This is a genomic window from Glaesserella australis (assembly GCF_003260095.1).
Classification (GTDB): domain Bacteria; phylum Pseudomonadota; class Gammaproteobacteria; order Enterobacterales; family Pasteurellaceae; genus Glaesserella; species Glaesserella australis.
On the sequence record NZ_PTPX01000018.1, the window covers coordinates 124259 to 141959 of the forward strand.

The window sequence follows — 17701 nt, forward strand, 5'->3', positions numbered from 1 at the left end:
CTCTAGCTTTGCAAAAACGTCTCTAACTCCGCTTTATTCGGCAAAGCAGACATTGCGCCTTTCGCTGTTGTCGCTAATGCTCCTGACGCATTAGCTTTGCGGATAACATCAACTAACACCGCTTCGTTTTCTTTCCAATTTGACACTTGCGACAAGCCTGCTAATAAACCGCTCACAAAGGCATCGCCCGCCCCTGTGGTATCAACAGGTTTTAAGGCTTTTCCTGCAACGATTTGGCTCTTGCCGTTTAAGTGATAAATCGCCCCGTCTTTGCCTAAGGTGATAATAATCAACTTTTCAGGGTAGAGCGAAGTTACCGCTTTGGCGGCATCGTCAAGGTTGGTGGTATTCGTCAGTAGCGTCAATTCTTCTTCGGAGAACTTCAACACGTCCGCCATTGCTACAACGCTATTTACTACTTTTTTCATTTCATCAAGACTTGACCAGAGTGACTCTCGCAGATTTGGATCAAAAGAGACAAATCCACCCGCTTGTTTCACACGGCGGATCGCTTCAATAGTAGTCGAACGAGACGGATCGTTAATCAACGCAATTGAACAGCAGTGCAACCATTCTCCTTGTTGGAAATTCGGCAGATCGCTCACTTCTAAAAATTGGTCAGCACTTGGATTAACCATAAAAGTAAAGCTACGCTCACCCTGATCTAAACCAACGACTACCGTCGATGTACGTTGTTGCGGATCAAGGATCATCTGCTCGGTACAAACTTTTTCGTCTTGCAAGGTCTGTTGCATAAATTTACCGAGCGGATCGTTACCCACACGCCCGATAAAACCTGCTTCCACACCAAGACGAGAAACGCCCACAGCCACATTCGCTGGCGCCCCGCCTGCACAGCGTAAATAGTGATGCTCACCATCAGGAATTAAATCCACCACTGCATCGCCTAACACCCAAATTTTGCTCATAATTCATCCTCGCAAAGAGTAAAAAATAATTTTATGCATAGTAGCTAAAACGGTTTAGTTTTGCAATTTTATAAAGGGCTTCTCTACAAAATTTATAAAAAATGCCAATATCTCTCAATATTGGCATTCATACAAATAAAGTGGAAATTTATTTCGATTCAACCGATTTTTCGGTACTTTGAGTATCTTTTATAGCATCTTTAGCAGCTTCAACTTTCTCTGTAACCGCTTGCTTAACAGCATCAGTAGTTTCTTTTGATTCCACCGCAGTTTGTTTTACATCTTTTGCTTTTTCCTCAACAGATTTCACAACATCTTTCGTATCTAATTTTAGATCAGATGCAACCCCCTGAACGACTTTACCGAAGCTATCCATTTTATCTGCAATTGCTGCTTTAGCTTCTACCATTGATGCACCTAAACTTGTTTTAATTTCATTCCATTTGTCTTCATAAACTTTTGCAGCTTCTGCAATACGCCCTTCAACAGAATTTTTCATTTCTGCCACTTTTGCTTCTGCTTCCGCGACTTTTGCATCTGCAGCTTTTTGAAGCTCAGCAATTTTTCCATCTGCTTGTTTTTGTACTTCTGCAACTTTTTCATCTGCTAGTTTTTGTGCTTCTATAATTTTTTCCTGAGCTTGTTTTTCAGCCAAAGCGATCTTTTCATCTGCTTGCTTTTGAACTTCCACTAATTGCGCTTGAGTGGCTTTGAGATCAGCTTCTACCTTAGCTTTACCATTATCACAAGCAGCGAGTGAGACTGTTGTTCCTAATACTAATAGTGCTAATAATGATTTTTTCATAGAAATATCTCCATATGTTGTTATAAAAAAGGCACAGTAAATACTGTGCCTATTTATTATACTAAAAGAAACTACTTCGTTTCTACTGCTGATTTCACTTCTTCAACTTTAGTTTCAACAGCTTGTTTAACTTCTTCAACTTTAGTTGCCGCTGCATCTTTTGCTTCAGTTGCAGTATTTGTTACTGCTTGTTTTGCTTCTTCAACTTTAGTTGCTGCCGCATCTTTTGCTTCAGTGACAGTATTTGTTACTGCTTGTTTTGCTTCTTCAACTTTTGCAACTGCAGCATCCTTTGTTTCTGCTACCGCATTAGTAACTGCTTGCTTCGCTTCTTCTGCTTTAGCTACAACCGCTTCTTTTGTTTCAGTTGTTGCTTTTGATACTGCTTCTTTTGCTTCTTCAACTTTTGCGGTTGCAGAATCTTTTACTTCCGTTGCAGCTGCTTTTGCAGTTTCTTTTACTTCTGCTGCTTTTTCTTTTGCTTGATCACAAGCAGTTAAAGAAAGAGTTGCAACACCTAAAACTAAAGCCGTTAATAATGATTTTTTCATATACATTTTCCTATTAAACCAAGAATAAAAAAGACGCTCCATATAGAGCGTCCTTTTAGAGTATAAACTAAAAACTTAGTTCCTTTTATTTATTCCTATATGCCTATTTATTAGGCAACTGTTTTAGCAATACGCGGAGCAGAGTAAACATGGCTTACCGCACTACTATGACCGCCAAACCCTTTTCCATAGAAATAATATTTGGAATTTTGCCATTCTTTCACTTGAATTAGCTCAATTTCTTCTTTCGGAGCAGATGCTACGGTCATCGTTACTTGAGTATGCTTAGCTCTCGAAAAAGTACCAAGTTTACCTTCAAATTGATATTGGCTTTGATAAATTTTTATCGGCTGCTCTAGACTACTCTCTGGCTCCATTTGCTCTGGTGCTTGAACAGTAGCTTGAACAATACGTCTGCGCTCATGATTTTCTTTTACAAGATCACGATCCGTTGATTGTGAAACAACTAATCCAAACGGTTTCGCAGATAACGCAACGGCTTTTTCATCAATCTCGTCTGAGCTATCATCTGACTTAAAACGACGTTTGTGATTATCTTTAACTAAATCACGATCCGTCCCTTGTTTTACAAAATAACCAAAAGGAACCGCAGAGTCTTTACTCTCTGCTTCGGCAGGTTGAACTGTTTCAGCTACGGCTTTCACAGGCTCTGACTGCTGTTGTAGCATTTCATCGACAGATAAGAAACGTGTTTTCTCTTCTGTATTCGCTTTTGGTGTTTCGTTAAACTTCACCCAAATCTTACCGCTTGCAAGCTCTGGTGAAGCAACCGCAGAACTTAACGGCATAGCCGCTTTCACTTCTTCACGGCGCTCACGACGACGTTGATTGCCCACTCGTAAATGGCGTGGCAAACGGCGCTGACGAGACTCACGTTGTTCATTACGCTCTTCAGCAACAGGTTCGATATTTTCAACGGTGGTTTCCACATTCGTTGGTGCAATAACAGGTTCTGCTGCAGCAAATGAAGTCGCAACATTTTCAACAGGAGCTAAAGAAACACTGGTTTCTTCTACATTTTCAGAAGACTCTACACGCACTTTTTTACGCAAATCACGACGTTGACGACGCTCAGCGACTTTTGCATCACGTTGCGGACGTTGTTCTGTCGGCTGTTGCACAACTTCTTCAACAATTTCACGGCGTTTTTTCGGTTCTGCTTGAACTGGAGCGACTTCTTTCACTGCTTCGACTGCCGTAGCTTTACGCTCTTGGCGTTCATTACGATTTGGTCGTTCACGGCGTTGTTGGCGACGCTCACGCTGGTTGCGTGTTTTACCTTTGCCCTGTTTTTTCTCAGGCTCTTTTTCTTCTGAAGCAAAGATCCCTTTAATTTTCGCAATAATACGGCTAATCAAAGACGGCTTCGCAGGTTCTACTGGCGTTGGTGCTGGTTGTAAATTCAATTCTGAACTTTGCAACACTGACTCCACCGTAATCACAGGTTCGTTGCGAGTAACCAACGCTTCTTCAGAATGGTGATGATGAATATGGTTTTCTTCATCTTGCTCTTGGTAACGTTTCGCCAAATCGTAACTTAAGGTTGGCACGATTTCATTTTCACGCAGACGGTAAACGCTAAAGTGTGGCGTTTCCATACTTTCCGTTGGCACAACAATCACTTGCACATCGTGGCGTTTTTCGATGTCGCTGATCGCTTTACGTTTTTCATTGAGCAAGTAAGAGGCAATTTCCACTGGCACAATGGCGTGAACTTGTGATGAATTTTCTTTAATCGCTTCTTCTTCAAGTAAACGTAAAATCGACAAGGCAATAGACTCGTTATCACGGATTTTGCCCGTGCCTTGACAGCGTGGACAAACATGAGATGAGGCTTCACTTAATGACGGACTTAAACGCTGACGGCTCATTTCAAGCAAGCCGAAACGAGAAATGCGTCCGAACTGGATTCTAGCTCGGTCTTGGCGTGTCGCTTCACGGATACGATTTTCCACTTCACGTTGGTGGCGCACTGGGGTCATATCGATAAAGTCGATCACAATCAAACCGCCTAAGTCACGCAAACGTAACTGGCGAGCGATCTCATCTGCCGCTTCCAAGTTAGTATTTAAAGCGGTTTCTTCAATGTCGCCGCCACGGGTTGCACGAGATGAGTTAATATCAATCGCCGTTAATGCTTCGGTCACATCAATCACAATAGAACCGCCCGACGGCAAACGCACTTCACGTTGGAACGCCGACTCAATTTGCGACTCAATTTGATAATGGCTGAACAACGGCACTTCGCCTTCATACAGACGTACACGATTGATAAAATCAGGACGCACTAAGCGAATATGGTTTTTCGCTTTTTCAAATACTTTGCGGTTGTCAATTAAGATCTCACCAATATCACGACGCAAATAATCACGAATTGCACGCACAATCACATCGCTTTCTTGATGAATTAAGAACGGTGCTGGACGAGATTCCGCCGCTTTTTTAATCGCTTCCCAGTGGTGCAATAACACTTTTAAGTCCCACTGCAACTCTTCTGGCGACTTGCCAACCCCAGCGGTACGCACGATCAAACCAACATCTTCAGGCACATCTAAGCAATCCAACGCTTCTTTTAGCTCTAAACGCTCGTCCCCTTCAATACGGCGAGAAATCCCACCCGCACGAGGGTTATTTGGCATCAACACAAGGTAACTACCTGCTAACGAGATAAAGGTCGTTAACGCAGCCCCTTTATTACCACGTTCTTCTTTGCTCACCTGAACAATAACTTCCGCCCCTTCCTGAATAATATCTTTAATATTCGGGCGACCTTGAAATACATAGCCTTCAGGGAAGTATTCGCGAGAAATTTCTTTTAAAGGAAGGAAACCGTGACGTTCTGCACCGTAATCCACGAATGCAGCTTCAAGACTTGGCTCTACACGCGTAATTTTACCTTTGTAAATATTCGCTTTCTTTTGTTCGTGACCTGGACTTTCAATGTCCAAGTCAAACAAACGTTGCCCGTCAACAAGGGCAACTCGCAACTCTTCTTTTTGAGTTGCATTGATTAACATTCTTTTCATTGTGTTTTCTCATTTTATTTTTGTTAGTGTTTTCTAGGGCTCGGGTTTGTTTTTATGATCATCTGCCAATCTCCCGACTGTCTAAGGACAAACTGTCTGATACCCTATATCTAATGTGATTTTTTATGTCTTACACTCAACCATTGACCGCATAATTAATCACAAAAACTGCATATTCAACCGTTGCAAGCGGTGCTTTTTGTCTAATTTTTTGTAATTTCATCAGATAAAATTCAATAGACAGAAAAAGCGAGTCATTATGGCACTTTAAGCAGAAAATAGAAAGACAAAAGTAGGGGTATTAGGGAGAAAAAATCAAGCAGTCAGTTCATTGATATTTGCAAAAAATCGTCTGAAACTAACCGCTTGTAAGTTTAAATTAAGATTTAGATAACGTAATGGATGTTTGCGACGGTAAGTGTAAATCTAATTGATTATAAGGAATTGAAATTCCAACCTTATCAAAACCGATTTTTACTTTTTCTAAAATTGCAAATTGGGCATCTGAATAATTACCCGTTTGAACCCAAGGGCGAACAAAGAGCTGAACACTACTCGCAGCTAAATTACCAACGGCAATGGTTGGTTCTGGATAATTAAGTACATGCTCATCTTCAAAGAGAATTTGAGCAATAATTTCTTTTGCCTTCTCAATATCTGATTCATAGCTAATATCAAAAATAAAGTCGATACGGCGAGTTTCATTACGAGAGTAGTTAGTAATGCTGTCGGCAAAGACTTTGCCGTTTGGAATTAAGACAGTTTTATTATCACCTGTACGAAGTTCCAACATCAAAATCCCCATTTGTTCTACTTTTCCTGAACTGCCCCCCGCTTCAATAAAGTCACCTTTATTAAAAGGTTTAAAGATCAACAACATCACACCTGCGGCAAAATTTTGCAATGAATTTTGTAAGGCCAAACCAATCGCTAAACCAGCAGCACCAATTAATGCAACAAGTGAGCTTGTATTAATGCCTAGTTGTGATAATGCAGCAATAACCGTAATTAATAAGAAAAGAAAATAGGCTATTGAGCGGACAAACCCTTGTAGCATCTCATCTTTACTTGATGCTAAGACAGCTTTGCCAATGAGACCGCTTAAAATACGAGCTAGATAGCGCCCGACAATAAAAATGGCGATGGCAATTAATAATTTTGTCCCATAAGGAATGATCCAATCATGGATAAGTCCTTGAAAATCTAAATTTTTTACATCACTGATAATCTCCTTTGCTTCAGGGGGCAAGGTCAGTTCTGTAGTTGTTTCCTTTGCTTTATCAGCAGTTGTGGTCATGGTTTTCTCCAATAATCAATAAAATCGGCGCATTCTAACATAAGCAAACCGAACTCTTAGGTGATTCTATGATAGAATCTTCCCAATTTTTCCTATTTTGAAGTGAATATGACAACAGAAAAAATAATAAGTGCCAGCGTTCAATTTTTTACCATTAGCGATGATGAAGCTGGGCAACGTTTAGATAATTTCCTGCTCGCCAAACTCAAAGGCGTGCCGAAAAGTTTGATTTATCGCATCGTGCGTAAAGGCGAAGTGCGAGTAAACAAAGGGCGAATTAAGCCTGAATATAAACTGCAAGCAGACGACATCGTGCGTGTACCACCGGTGCGTGTGGCGGAAAAAAATGAACCGCAGATTTCAACCAAGCTCAACAAAGTGGCGGAACTGGAAAACCACATTCTCTATGAAGATGAAGTGATGTTAGTGGTCAATAAACCGTCTGGCATTGCCGTCCACGGCGGTAGTGGATTGAGTTTTGGCGTGATTGAAGCCTTGCGAGCGTTACGCCCAGAAGCCCGTTTTTTAGAACTGGTACATCGAATCGACCGTGATACATCAGGACTGTTGCTAGTGGCAAAAAAACGTTCTGCCTTGCGAAATCTACACGAGCAACTGCGTGAAAAAGTGGTACAGAAAGATTATCTCGCCTTGGTGCGTGGACAGTGGCAATCGCACGTGAAAGTGATTAAAGCACCGCTACTGAAAAACGAACTTTCAAGTGGCGAACGTATTGTGCGAGTGAGCGAAGAGGGCAAACCGTCCGAAACCCGTTTTGTGATTGAAGAACGCTACCCAACGGCTACTCTGGTTAAGGCTTCGCCCGTTACAGGCAGAACCCACCAAATCCGTGTGCATACCCAATACGCAGGACATCCAATTGCCTTAGACGACAAATATGGCGACCGTGATTTCGATCAAAAAATGCAACAAGTTGGACTAAACCGTTTATTCCTACACGCTCATTCTATCCGCTTTGTTCACCCAAAAACGGGAGAGGAAATGGTGGTAACAGCACCGTTGGATAAGCAGTTGAAAGCGGTGTTATCTAAATTGAGAGAAGAAAAGTGAAAATCCATTACAAAAATTTCCAACAAAACGACCGCTTGTTAGATCTCAGTTCCCCGAAAATTATGGGGATTTTAAATTTTACCCCCGATTCGTTTTCGGATTCGGGCAAGTTTTTTACGCTTGATAAAGCCCTATTTCAAGTTGAAAAAATGCTCAATGATGGAGCATATATTATTGATATTGGCGGCGAATCCACACGTCCAAATGCGGAAGTGGTGACTCTTGAACAAGAGTTAGAGCGAGTTGTGCCGTTGGTGGAAGCCGTTCGCAAGCGGTTTGATTGTTTGATTTCGGTGGATAGCTCAAAGGCGGAAGTTTTTCGTCAATCGGCAATGGCTGGGGTGGATATTCTCAATGATATTCGAGCCTTGCAAGAACCAAATGCGTTGGAAACAGCAACGGAACTCGGCTTGCCCGTTTGCTTAATGCATATGCAAGGCACACCGCAGACGATGCAACAAAATCCTGATTATGATGATGTGGTGGAAGAAGTGGCGGATTTCTTGAATCAACGGATTTTCGCTTGCACAATGGCGGGCATTTCCAAAGAGCATATTATTTTAGATGTCGGTTTCGGGTTTGGCAAAACGGTGCAACATAATTATCAACTGCTTAAACATTTAAAAGTGTTTGTGGAGTCGGGATATCCTGTGTTGGCTGGGCTTTCTCGCAAGTCGATGATCGGCAATGTGATTAACAAACCTGTCGATCAGCGTGTGGCTGGCAGTGTCGCAGGGGCATTATTGGCGGTACAAAATGGAGCGAAAATCGTGCGAGTCCACGATGTGGCGGAGACGGCAGATGCTCTGAAAGTGTGGCAAGCAATGAACGAATGTGAATAAAAGGAACAAAAATGACAACACTCTACGGCATTAAAAACTGCGATACGGTTAAAAAAGCGATCAAATGGCTAGCGGATAACAATCTCAATCCGCAACTACACGACTACCGTGTAGATGGGTTAGATACCGCTTGGCTTGCCGAAATGGCGGAAAAATTCGGCTGGGAAAATTTAGTCAATAAACGTAGCACCACTTGGCGTAATTTAGATGATGAGATCAAAAATAATCTCACTAAAGAAGTAGCGTTAAAAGTATTGGCAGAACAGCCAACCTTAATCAAACGCCCGATTGTGCTTGCAGAAGGCGTAGCATTGATTGGGTTTGATGAAAAGTCATATCAGCAGGCGTTTGGGAAGTAATATGAAAAATCAAATCATCTTTCTTGCTCAATCCCTTATTCAACGTAAATCGATCAGTCCGAATGATGAAGGCTGCCAACAACTGATTGCCGAACGACTACAAGCGGTCGGATTTAAATTGGAATGGTTGCCTTTTGGCGACACCCTAAATTTATGGGCAACTCACGGCGAAGGCGAGCCTTGTCTTGCGTTTGCAGGGCATACCGATGTTGTGCCTGAAGGCGATGAAAGCCAATGGACATATCCGCCGTTTTCGGCAGAGATTGTCGATAACGTACTTTACGGTCGTGGGGCAGCAGATATGAAAGGATCGTTAGCAGCAATGGTGATTGCTTGCGAAACCTTTGTGAGAAATAATCCTAATCATCAGGGCAAAATCGCCCTACTCATCACGTCTGATGAAGAAGCAGCGGCAAAGGACGGTACGGTTAAAGTGGTCGAAACCTTAATGCAACGTCAGGAGCCGATCCATTATTGCGTGGTTGGCGAGCCGTCCAGCACCAAACAGCTTGGTGATGTGGTGAAAAACGGTCGCCGTGGTTCGATTACCGCTAATTTATATATCGATGGCATTCAAGGACACGTCGCCTATCCCCATTTAGCTGAAAACCCGGTGCATACCGCCCTGCCGTTTTTAAGCGAATTGACGAACTATCAATGGGATAACGGCAATGCCTTTTTCCCACCGACAAGCTTACAAATTGCCAATATTAAGGCTGGCACGGGCAGTAATAACGTGATCCCCGGTGAGCTTTATGTGCAGTTTAATTTGCGTTACTGTACGGAAGTGAACGATGACATCATCAAAACAAAAGTGGCTGAAATGTTGCAAAAACACGATTTAAAACACCGAATTGAGTGGAACTTGTCGGGAAAACCATTTTTAGCAGGAAATGGAAAATTGGTTCAGGCAACAATACAAGCGGTCGAAAACGTGACACAAATTACGCCTAAGCTTGATACAGGCGGCGGCACATCAGACGGGCGTTTTATTGCTTTAATGGGTGCGGAAGTGGTGGAATTTGGACCAATTAACCAAACAATCCACAAAGTAAACGAATGTGTAAACGTAGACGATTTGGGCAAATGTGGCGAAGTGTATTACCAAATTGCTCAAAAGATTTTAACAATATAAATTTTAACTATCATTCAAATAGTATTTATAAATTAAATCTATTGAACTAGATCAAATAACCTTAGTTTTTTCTATGGATAATAACGCCGTTTTCCTTCTTTCTTTATTTATGGAGCGTTACCAATGAAAAAACTACTGTTATCCGCCATTGCACTTGGCGTGGCTGGCTTTTTAGGAGTTGTAGGATATGTGCATACCTTTGACCAAGAGCAAGCCACCAAATTACTGGCTCAAACCAATTTTAGTGGCAAACAACAAGAAGTCGCCAAAGTCCTTTTTGACAACGGTTGCCAATACTGCCACTCACCAAATGCCGAAATGCCGTTCTATGCAAATCTTCCTGTTGTCAACTCAATGATGGAAAATGATGTCGCTACGGGCAACCGCTTTTTCCGTTTAGATAAAATATTAGAAGGTATGAAAGATCCGAGCAAATTATCTGAAGCCGATCTTGCTAAACTAGAATATGTGTTACGCAACGACACAATGCCGATTGCAAGCTTTATCCATATTCACTGGGGATCTCGCCCTGATGAGCAAGAGAAACAAATCGTGCTTGACTGGATTCACCAACAACGTGCGGAGCATTTTGTGCCGAAAAACACCGCTGGCGTTGATCCAACTCGTTTAGTTCAGCCAATTCCTGATGCTTTAGCCACCGACCCACGCAAAGTGGCGTTAGGTGATACGATCTATCACGATGGACGTTTATCTGGTGACGGCACAGTGGCGTGTAGCAACTGCCACCAATTAGACAAAGGAGGTGTGGACGGATTGACCACATCAACTGGTATTCGTGGACAAAAAGGCGGCATCAATGCCCCAACTGTCTATAATGCGGCGTTCAACCACTTACAATTCTGGGACGGTCGTGCGAAAGATTTAGCGGATCAAGCGAAAGGCCCACCGCTTAATCCAGTGGAAATGGGTTCACATAGCTTTGATGAAATTTTAGCGAAATTCAAGCAAGATCCTGCCTTTATGCAAGAGTTCTTGGCGGCGTATCCTGAATTGACAGCGGATACATTAACCGATGCGATTGCAGAATTTGAGAAAACCTTGATTACGCCAAACAGTGCCTTCGACAAGTTCTTAAAAGGCGATCAAAATGCGTTAAACGACGCTCAAAAACGTGGTTATGAATTGTTCAAATCAGCCAAATGCGACACCTGCCACACAGGTACAGCAATGGGCGGACAATCCTTTGAATATATGGGATTGTATGATGATTACTTCAAAGCACGCGGCACACCGATTACTGCAGACGATCACGGTCGTTTCTCACAAACCAAAGATCCAGCGGATATGCACCGTTTCAAAGTACCAACTTTGCGTAACGTGGCACTCACCGCCCCTTATATGCACGACGGTAGTGTGAAAGATCTGAAAGAAGCGGTACGTGTAATGGCACATTACCAAAGCGGTAAAACCTTGACAGATCAAGAGCTTAACGATCTCACTTCATTCCTTGAAGCATTAACTGGGGAATATAAGGGTAAAATCCTAACGCGTGAAGAATAATTTTTTGCGTAGTCCTTAGCTAAACTCCCTTTTGTCAAAGGGGAGTTGCCAAGTTCTAACAAATTTATCCTGTAGGGACACACTGCGTGTGTCCGATTATCTAAATTTTATTTGATTGTGTTTACGGACACACGCAGTGTGTCCCTACAGTAGAACTTGATAGCCTTATTTTCCAAAGGGAGAAATATCTCTCCCGCTTCCCTTTTCTGCTATAATCTCTCCATTTCCCCAAGCGGTCTCATCTATGCCAAATTTTGCAAATTTAAACGATATTCTCACAGGCAAAAGCCGAGGACATTTAGTACCACTACCGAATGAATTGTCAGATAAACACTACCTGCAAGCTGATGTGGTAAACGCTTTTTTACAGCTCCAACAAGCAGCAAAACAGGCGGGCTTTAATCTTCAACCTGCCAGCACCTACCGTGATTTTGAGCGACAAAAACTGATTTGGAATACCAAATTTAATGGCGGGCGTAAAGTTCACGATGATAACGGCTGTGCGTTAGATTTAAGCGGTTTGGACGATTGGCAAAAATGCCAAGCGATTTTGCGTTGGTCTGCAGTGCCTGGTGCAAGCCGTCATCATTGGGGAACGGAAATCGATATTTTTGATCCTGACTTGCTCCCCGAAGGTCAGACGTTAATGTTAGAGCCTTGGGAATATCAAACAGGCGGTTATTTTCAACGTTTAACGAATTGGCTACTGGTCAATGCGGAGCAGTTCGGGTTCTATTTTCCGTTTATGGAAGATCACAGTAAGCAGATTGGTTTAGAGCCTTGGCATATTAGTTATTTCCCGATCGCCGAGCAATACGAGCGGTCACTTTCGTCTGACATTTTGCAAATGGTGTGGCAAGGGGAAGATGTGGCAGGCAGTGAGAGTTTGAACCGACATATTGATGAACTATTTAAGCATTATATTTTATAATGTGGTAGGGACACACTGCGTGTGTCCGCTCCATATTAAATTTAGATAAATGTACTATTTTACGGACACACGCAGTGTGTCCCTACAATGAAAAAGAAATGACAATAATCCAACTACTCAACGAAAGCGATTTCCCTGAGAAATTTCAAGCCACCTGTGAAAAATGGCAATTACAGCACAATCCCGATGCGATTTTAGCCTTAGTTCAAACCAACGAACGCTTAGAATTACGCAAACTTGATGAGCCAAAATTAGGCGCTATCGCAGTAAACTTTGTGGACGGCACAATGGCACATCGGCGTAAATTTGGTGGTGGACGTGGTGAAGCGGTGGCAAAAGCGGTAGGGATCAAAGGCGATTACTTGCCAACCGTGATTGACGCAACTGCAGGGCTTGGGCGAGATGCCTTTGTACTGGCGGCTGTAGGTTGTAAAGTAAAATTGGTGGAACGTAATCCTGTGGTGAGTGCGTTGTTAGAAGACGGTTTGGCTCGGGCTTATCAAGATGCGGAAATTGGCGGATTTATGAGAGAGCGAGTGGTGTTATTACCAGCTCACTCGATTGCGGAGCTAGATCCTGAGCGTGATTTTGCCGATGTGGTTTACCTTGATCCTATGTATCCGCATAAACAGAAAAGTGCGTTAGTTAAAAAGGAAATGCGGGTATTTCAGCATTTGGTTGGGGCGGATTTAGATTCAGATGATTTTTTCTTACCCGCTAAGGCGCTAGCGCGAAAAAGAGTGGTCGTCAAACGTCCTGATTATGCGCCGTTTTTAGCTGAACAAAAACCTGATTTTAGCCAAGAGACGAAAAATCATCGATTCGATATCTATTTATCTCATTTAAAATAAAGATATTATTTTCTTGTATTGATAAAGATCCATGGGTAAACTTCCCATGCTTTTAACCCTTATAGGAGTTTTTATTATGAAAAAATTAGCGATTGTCGCAACTACACTATTATCAAGCACAGTATTTGCAGCCCCTGTTGGCACAACCTTTACTGGGTTTGGTGCTGGTCTTGATCTAACAACTGTAAAATATAAAAGTGCAGGTTTAGCAGGTAAACAAGCAACAGGCGTAAACTTAGTTGTTGATTATGGTATAGATTATGGACACGATCTCGTTGGTTTTGTGGAAGGTAAAGCAAAATTAGGCAGTAGCAAAATTTTTAATGATGTGAAACAGAAAACCCAATTCAGTGCGGGTTATTTACAAGGTTATCGTGTCTTACCAGATTTACTTCCTTACGCAAAATTAAATTATAGTGTGAGTAAAGTAGGTGATATTGGTAGTTTTAAAGGTATCGGCTATGGCGCTGGTGTAAAATATGCGGTATCAAATGATATCGAAATTGGTGCAGAATACCTTAGAAGTAACCTTAAACATAGCGGTACGAAATTAAAAGGTAATGCGTTTAGTGCAAGTGCAGCATATCGTTTTTAAATTCAGATAAAAAATCCCTAGCTAAAAGCTAGGGATTTTCGATTAATCATCTAAGAAACTGCGTAAGGTTTCAGAGCGACTTGGATGTCTGAGTTTACGTAGTGCTTTCGCTTCAATTTGACGAATACGCTCACGTGTTACATCAAACTGTTTACCGACCTCTTCTAATGTATGATCGGTATTCATATCAATACCAAAGCGCATACGTAATACTTTTGCTTCTCTTGGTGTTAATCCTTCTAACACTTCATTTGTCGCAATACGTAGGCTTTCTGCTGTCGCAGAATCAAGCGGTAGCTCAAGTGAACTATCCTCAATAAAATCACCTAAATGTGAATCATCGTCATCGCCAACTGGTGTTTCCATTGAGATAGGTTCTTTAGCAATTTTAAGTACCTTACGAATCTTATCTTCAGGCATGCCCATTTTTTCTGCCAACTCTTCAGGGGTTGCTTCACGCCCCATTTCCTGTAAACATTGGCGAGAGATACGATTAAGTTTATTGATCGTTTCAATCATATGTACAGGAATACGAATGGTTCGAGCCTGATCCGCAATAGAACGTGTAATTGCCTGACGAATCCACCATGTCGCATAAGTTGAGAATTTATAACCACGACGGTATTCAAATTTATCAACCGCTTTCATTAAGCCGATGTTACCTTCTTGAATTAAATCAAGGAACTGTAAACCACGGTTGGTGTATTTCTTCGCAATCGAAATCACAAGACGCAAGTTTGCCTCAACCATCTCTTTTTTCGCCTTACGCGCTTTTAATTCACCATCAGCGATACGTCCGCCAATTTCTCGAATTTGGGAAATAGTTAATCCCGTGTTCTCTTCAAGTTTTTGTAAATTCGCAATATTTACGCGAATATTATCAACATAATTGGCTAATTTCGGTACACCGCCTTTTTTGGCATTAATCGCTTTTTCAATCCATGCTTCAGAAAGTTCATTACCTTGGAATGCTTTAACGAAATCTACTTTCTTCATTCCAGCATATTCCACAGCATAACGTTGAATTTGACGTTCTTCAGCCCGTACCTGTTTCATCATTTTTTGCATAGATTCAACAAGTAAGTCAAATTGTTTTGGTACTAAACGGAATTCTCTGAAAATATCAGATAATGCTTGAATTTGATCTCTTGAACGTTTACTTGTACGGCCATGTTTTTGGATCGCTTGTAAAGCTTTTTGATGTTGCTCTTTTAGTAATGTGAATTTTTCACGAGCTAATTCAGGATCAATCGAATTATCGTCACCATTATCCCCTGATGACTCACCTTCTTCGTCTTCGCTTTCATCATCTAAATCCGCAACGGTATCCGCTTCATTATCTTGCTCTAAAACTGCATCAAGATCTTCTACTAATGCTGTTTCTTCTGCATTAGGATCAACAAAGGCCGTTACCAAATCAGATAAACGAATCGTTCCTTCTTCAACCTGATCATAACGAGCAATGAGTTCTGATAATGCTTCAGGATACTCTGCAATAGCGCATTGAACTTCGTTAATACCTTCTTCAATACGTTTTGCAATATCGATCTCGCCTTCTCGAGTAAGAAGTTCAACTGTCCCCATTTCACGCATATACATACGCACGGGATCTGTCGTTCGTCCAAGCTCTGATTCTACCGTTGAAAGTACTTTAGTTGCCTCTTCTACCACATCTTCATCAGCAATATTACCTGAAAGCATTAAATCATCAGCATCAGGTGCGGTTTCAAGTACCTTGATCCCCATATCATTGATCATCTGAATGATATCTTCGATTTGATCTGCATCGACGAGTTCTTCAGGCAAATGGTCATGCACTTCTGAAATCGTTAAATATCCTTGCTCACGCCCTTGAGCGATAAGAAGTTCTAACTGAGATTGTTGTTCTTCTAATTGAGAGTGTTGTTCCATAGTTTTATCCATTCTTTAGAGCAAAAATAAGCAGTGGATTATACCACTGGTTTTCACATTGAGAGCTAATTTTGTAAAAAATTATAAAAATATGACCGCTTATCGTCCTGCTAGCAATAACATTAATTCTTGCTTTTCTTGCTGATTTAATCCTGTGGTACGGTCTTTTGCCATCAAGATTTCAATTTGTCTTTCAACAAGCTTTTTATAAAAAAAATCTAACGTATCAATAAATGTATTTTCCACGTTCTCTGGCGAAACAAGATGATCCCAATTAGCCAATGCTACAAGATGTCGATAATTAGGTGTATCACGGAGATGCTCAAGCAATCCTCCCATTGATATCCCTAAGTTTTGATGACAAATCTGAGCAAGTTCTAAAAAAAGAGAAAACCCTTTTTCTTCCAAGTTTTGTAAAAACCGAATATCTTCAGGAACATGCTGAACTAATTTGGGATTCTGCAATAATAACGCAATTAATAAACGCATTGGTGTGCGCTCAATTTTTGGCATATTGTGGCGAGTAGGTTCTTTTTCAATAGCCATTTTTGGTAATAATGCTTCTAGTTGCGTTGGATCAAGAATCCCTAATTTTTGTCCTAAAATATTTCGTAAGTAAAGGCGTAACATTTCACCAGGGATACGCTTAATTAACGGAATAGCTAAAGATGCAAGTTTTGATGCACCTTCTTTTGTCGAAAGATCAACTTGTGCTAATAGTGAATCAAATAAAAATTCACTCAAGGTTTGTGCTTTTTCAAGGTAACGTTCGAACCCATCTTTGCCTTGTGAGCGAATAAAGGTATCCGGGTCTTCACCATCTGGTAAAAAAATAAATTTGAGCTGTCTGCCATCATGTAAGTGAGGTAGCGCATTTTCCAATGCTCGCCATGCTGCATCTCGCCCTGCTCGGTCGCCATCATAGCAACAAATCACTTGCTCAGTGGCACGAAACATCAGCTGAATTTGTTCACCTGTAGTCGCTGTACCTAACGAAGCTACCGCATTATTCACCCCAAATTGTGCTAGAGCAACCACATCCATATAGCCTTCTACCACAAATAAAAATTCAGGATTCTCATTATGTTGTAAGGCTTGATATAAACCGTAAAGCTCGTTACCTTTATGATAAGTCGCTGATTCAGGAGAATTGAGATATTTCGGTTTCTCATCACCTAAAACCCGTCCACCAAAAGCAATCACTCGCCCTCGTTTATCACGAATAGGAAACATCACACGATTGCGAAAACGATCATAAACATTGCCACGCTCATTTTTAGAAAGCATTCCAGTATCTAGTAGCTTTTGAACTTCTTCAGGGTTATTACCAAATCGACGAAGTACTACGTCCATAGCATTCGGTGCAAAGCCAATTTCAAAACGTTCAATGATCTCTTGCGATAGCCCACGTTGTTGTAAATAGGCTTGGCTTTGACTGTCTTGAGCTAGTTGTTGTTGATAAAATTGAGCAACTAAATCCAACAACTCATACAGATTACGTCGGGTTTTATAACTTGCTTGGGGTCTCCCATCGCGGTTGGTCACATTTTCTCGCGGAACTTCCAAACCATGCAAAGCTGCAAGTTCTTCGATTGCTTCTGGAAACTCTAGCTTATCGTATTCCATTAGAAAACTAATGGCATTACCATGTGCACCACAGCCGAAACAATGATAGAACTGCTTAGATTGACTTACGGTAAAAGAAGGACTTTTTTCATGGTGAAAAGGACAACAGGCTTGATAATCTCTGCCTGCTTTTTTGAGTTTAACACGACTATTGATCAACTCGACAATATCGGTTCGAGCAACAAGATCATCAATAAATGAACGTGGAATAGAACCTTTCATTGATTATC

At 41.5% G+C, this 17701-nt stretch carries 15 protein-coding genes; 8 read left to right on the forward strand and 7 right to left on the reverse strand.

The window, feature by feature from the left end; genetic code table 11:
• Window positions 1–2: 2 nt before the first annotated feature.
• The 5 genes from C5N92_RS09675 to C5N92_RS09695 form a co-directional block, all read right to left on the reverse strand.
• Window positions 3–929: an aminoimidazole riboside kinase gene (locus C5N92_RS09675; RefSeq protein WP_111750644.1), complete on the reverse strand. Its 927-nt coding sequence runs from the start codon at window positions 927–929 to the stop codon at window positions 3–5.
• Between the two features lie 148 nt (window positions 930–1077).
• Window positions 1078–1734 (reverse strand): hypothetical protein, encoded by a 657-nt coding sequence (locus C5N92_RS09680; protein ID WP_111750645.1) that lies wholly within the window; start codon window positions 1732–1734, stop codon window positions 1078–1080.
• Window positions 1735–1805: 71 nt separating this feature from the next.
• Window positions 1806–2285, reverse strand: coding sequence for a hypothetical protein (locus C5N92_RS09685; protein ID WP_111750646.1), 480 nt, complete (start codon window positions 2283–2285; stop codon window positions 1806–1808).
• Window positions 2286–2395: 110 nt separating this feature from the next.
• Complete coding sequence (gene rne / locus C5N92_RS09690) at window positions 2396–5332, reverse strand: ribonuclease E (RefSeq protein WP_181015882.1); 2937 nt, start codon at window positions 5330–5332, stop codon at window positions 2396–2398.
• 379 nt (window positions 5333–5711) lie between these two features.
• On the reverse strand, window positions 5712–6629 hold the full coding sequence (locus C5N92_RS09695) for a mechanosensitive ion channel family protein (protein WP_111750647.1): 918 nt from the start codon (window positions 6627–6629) through the stop codon (window positions 5712–5714).
• Window positions 6630–6737: 108 nt separating this feature from the next.
• Here C5N92_RS09695 and rluC point away from each other — a divergent pair, with 108 nt between their 5' ends.
• From rluC to C5N92_RS09735, 8 genes are all read left to right on the forward strand, one after another.
• A complete protein-coding gene (rluC, locus tag C5N92_RS09700; RefSeq protein WP_111750648.1) occupies window positions 6738–7700 on the forward strand; it encodes a 23S rRNA pseudouridine(955/2504/2580) synthase RluC in 963 nt (320 codons plus the stop codon).
• The gene (gene folP, locus C5N92_RS09705) at window positions 7697–8542 is read left to right on the forward strand and encodes a dihydropteroate synthase (protein WP_111750649.1); all 846 of its coding nucleotides are present in this window, start codon (window positions 7697–7699) and stop codon (window positions 8540–8542) included. Before rluC ends, folP begins: the two co-directional genes overlap by 4 nt.
• An 11-nt stretch (window positions 8543–8553) precedes the next feature.
• Complete coding sequence (locus C5N92_RS09710) at window positions 8554–8901, forward strand: ArsC family reductase (RefSeq protein ID WP_111750650.1); 348 nt, start codon at window positions 8554–8556, stop codon at window positions 8899–8901.
• Window position 8902: 1 nt separating this feature from the next.
• Window positions 8903–10036 (forward strand): succinyl-diaminopimelate desuccinylase, encoded by a 1134-nt coding sequence (gene dapE / locus C5N92_RS09715; RefSeq protein WP_111750651.1) that lies wholly within the window; start codon window positions 8903–8905, stop codon window positions 10034–10036.
• A gap of 123 nt (window positions 10037–10159) precedes the next feature.
• Window positions 10160–11557, forward strand: coding sequence for a cytochrome-c peroxidase (locus C5N92_RS09720; RefSeq protein ID WP_111750652.1), 1398 nt, complete (start codon window positions 10160–10162; stop codon window positions 11555–11557).
• Between the two features lie 244 nt (window positions 11558–11801).
• Window positions 11802–12488, forward strand: a complete 687-nt coding sequence (locus tag C5N92_RS09725; RefSeq protein ID WP_111750653.1) for a M15 family metallopeptidase — start codon at window positions 11802–11804, stop codon at window positions 12486–12488.
• A 98-nt stretch (window positions 12489–12586) separates the two neighbouring features.
• Entirely contained in the window at window positions 12587–13339 is a 753-nt protein-coding gene (locus tag C5N92_RS09730; RefSeq protein WP_111750654.1) for a class I SAM-dependent methyltransferase, read from the forward strand.
• 76 nt (window positions 13340–13415) lie between these two features.
• Window positions 13416–13934 carry a porin family protein gene (locus C5N92_RS09735; protein ID WP_111750655.1) on the forward strand — a complete coding sequence of 173 codons (519 nt, stop codon included), beginning with the start codon at window positions 13416–13418 and terminating at the stop codon, window positions 13932–13934.
• Window positions 13935–13976: 42 nt separating this feature from the next.
• Here C5N92_RS09735 and rpoD read toward each other — a convergent pair whose 3' ends face one another.
• Both rpoD and dnaG read right to left on the reverse strand, forming a co-directional pair.
• Window positions 13977–15845, reverse strand: coding sequence for an RNA polymerase sigma factor RpoD (gene rpoD, locus C5N92_RS09740; protein ID WP_111750656.1), 1869 nt, complete (start codon window positions 15843–15845; stop codon window positions 13977–13979).
• 99 nt (window positions 15846–15944) lie between these two features.
• Window positions 15945–17693 (reverse strand): DNA primase, encoded by a 1749-nt coding sequence (gene dnaG / locus C5N92_RS09745; protein ID WP_111750657.1) that lies wholly within the window; start codon window positions 17691–17693, stop codon window positions 15945–15947.
• Between the last annotated feature and the right edge of the window lie 8 nt (window positions 17694–17701).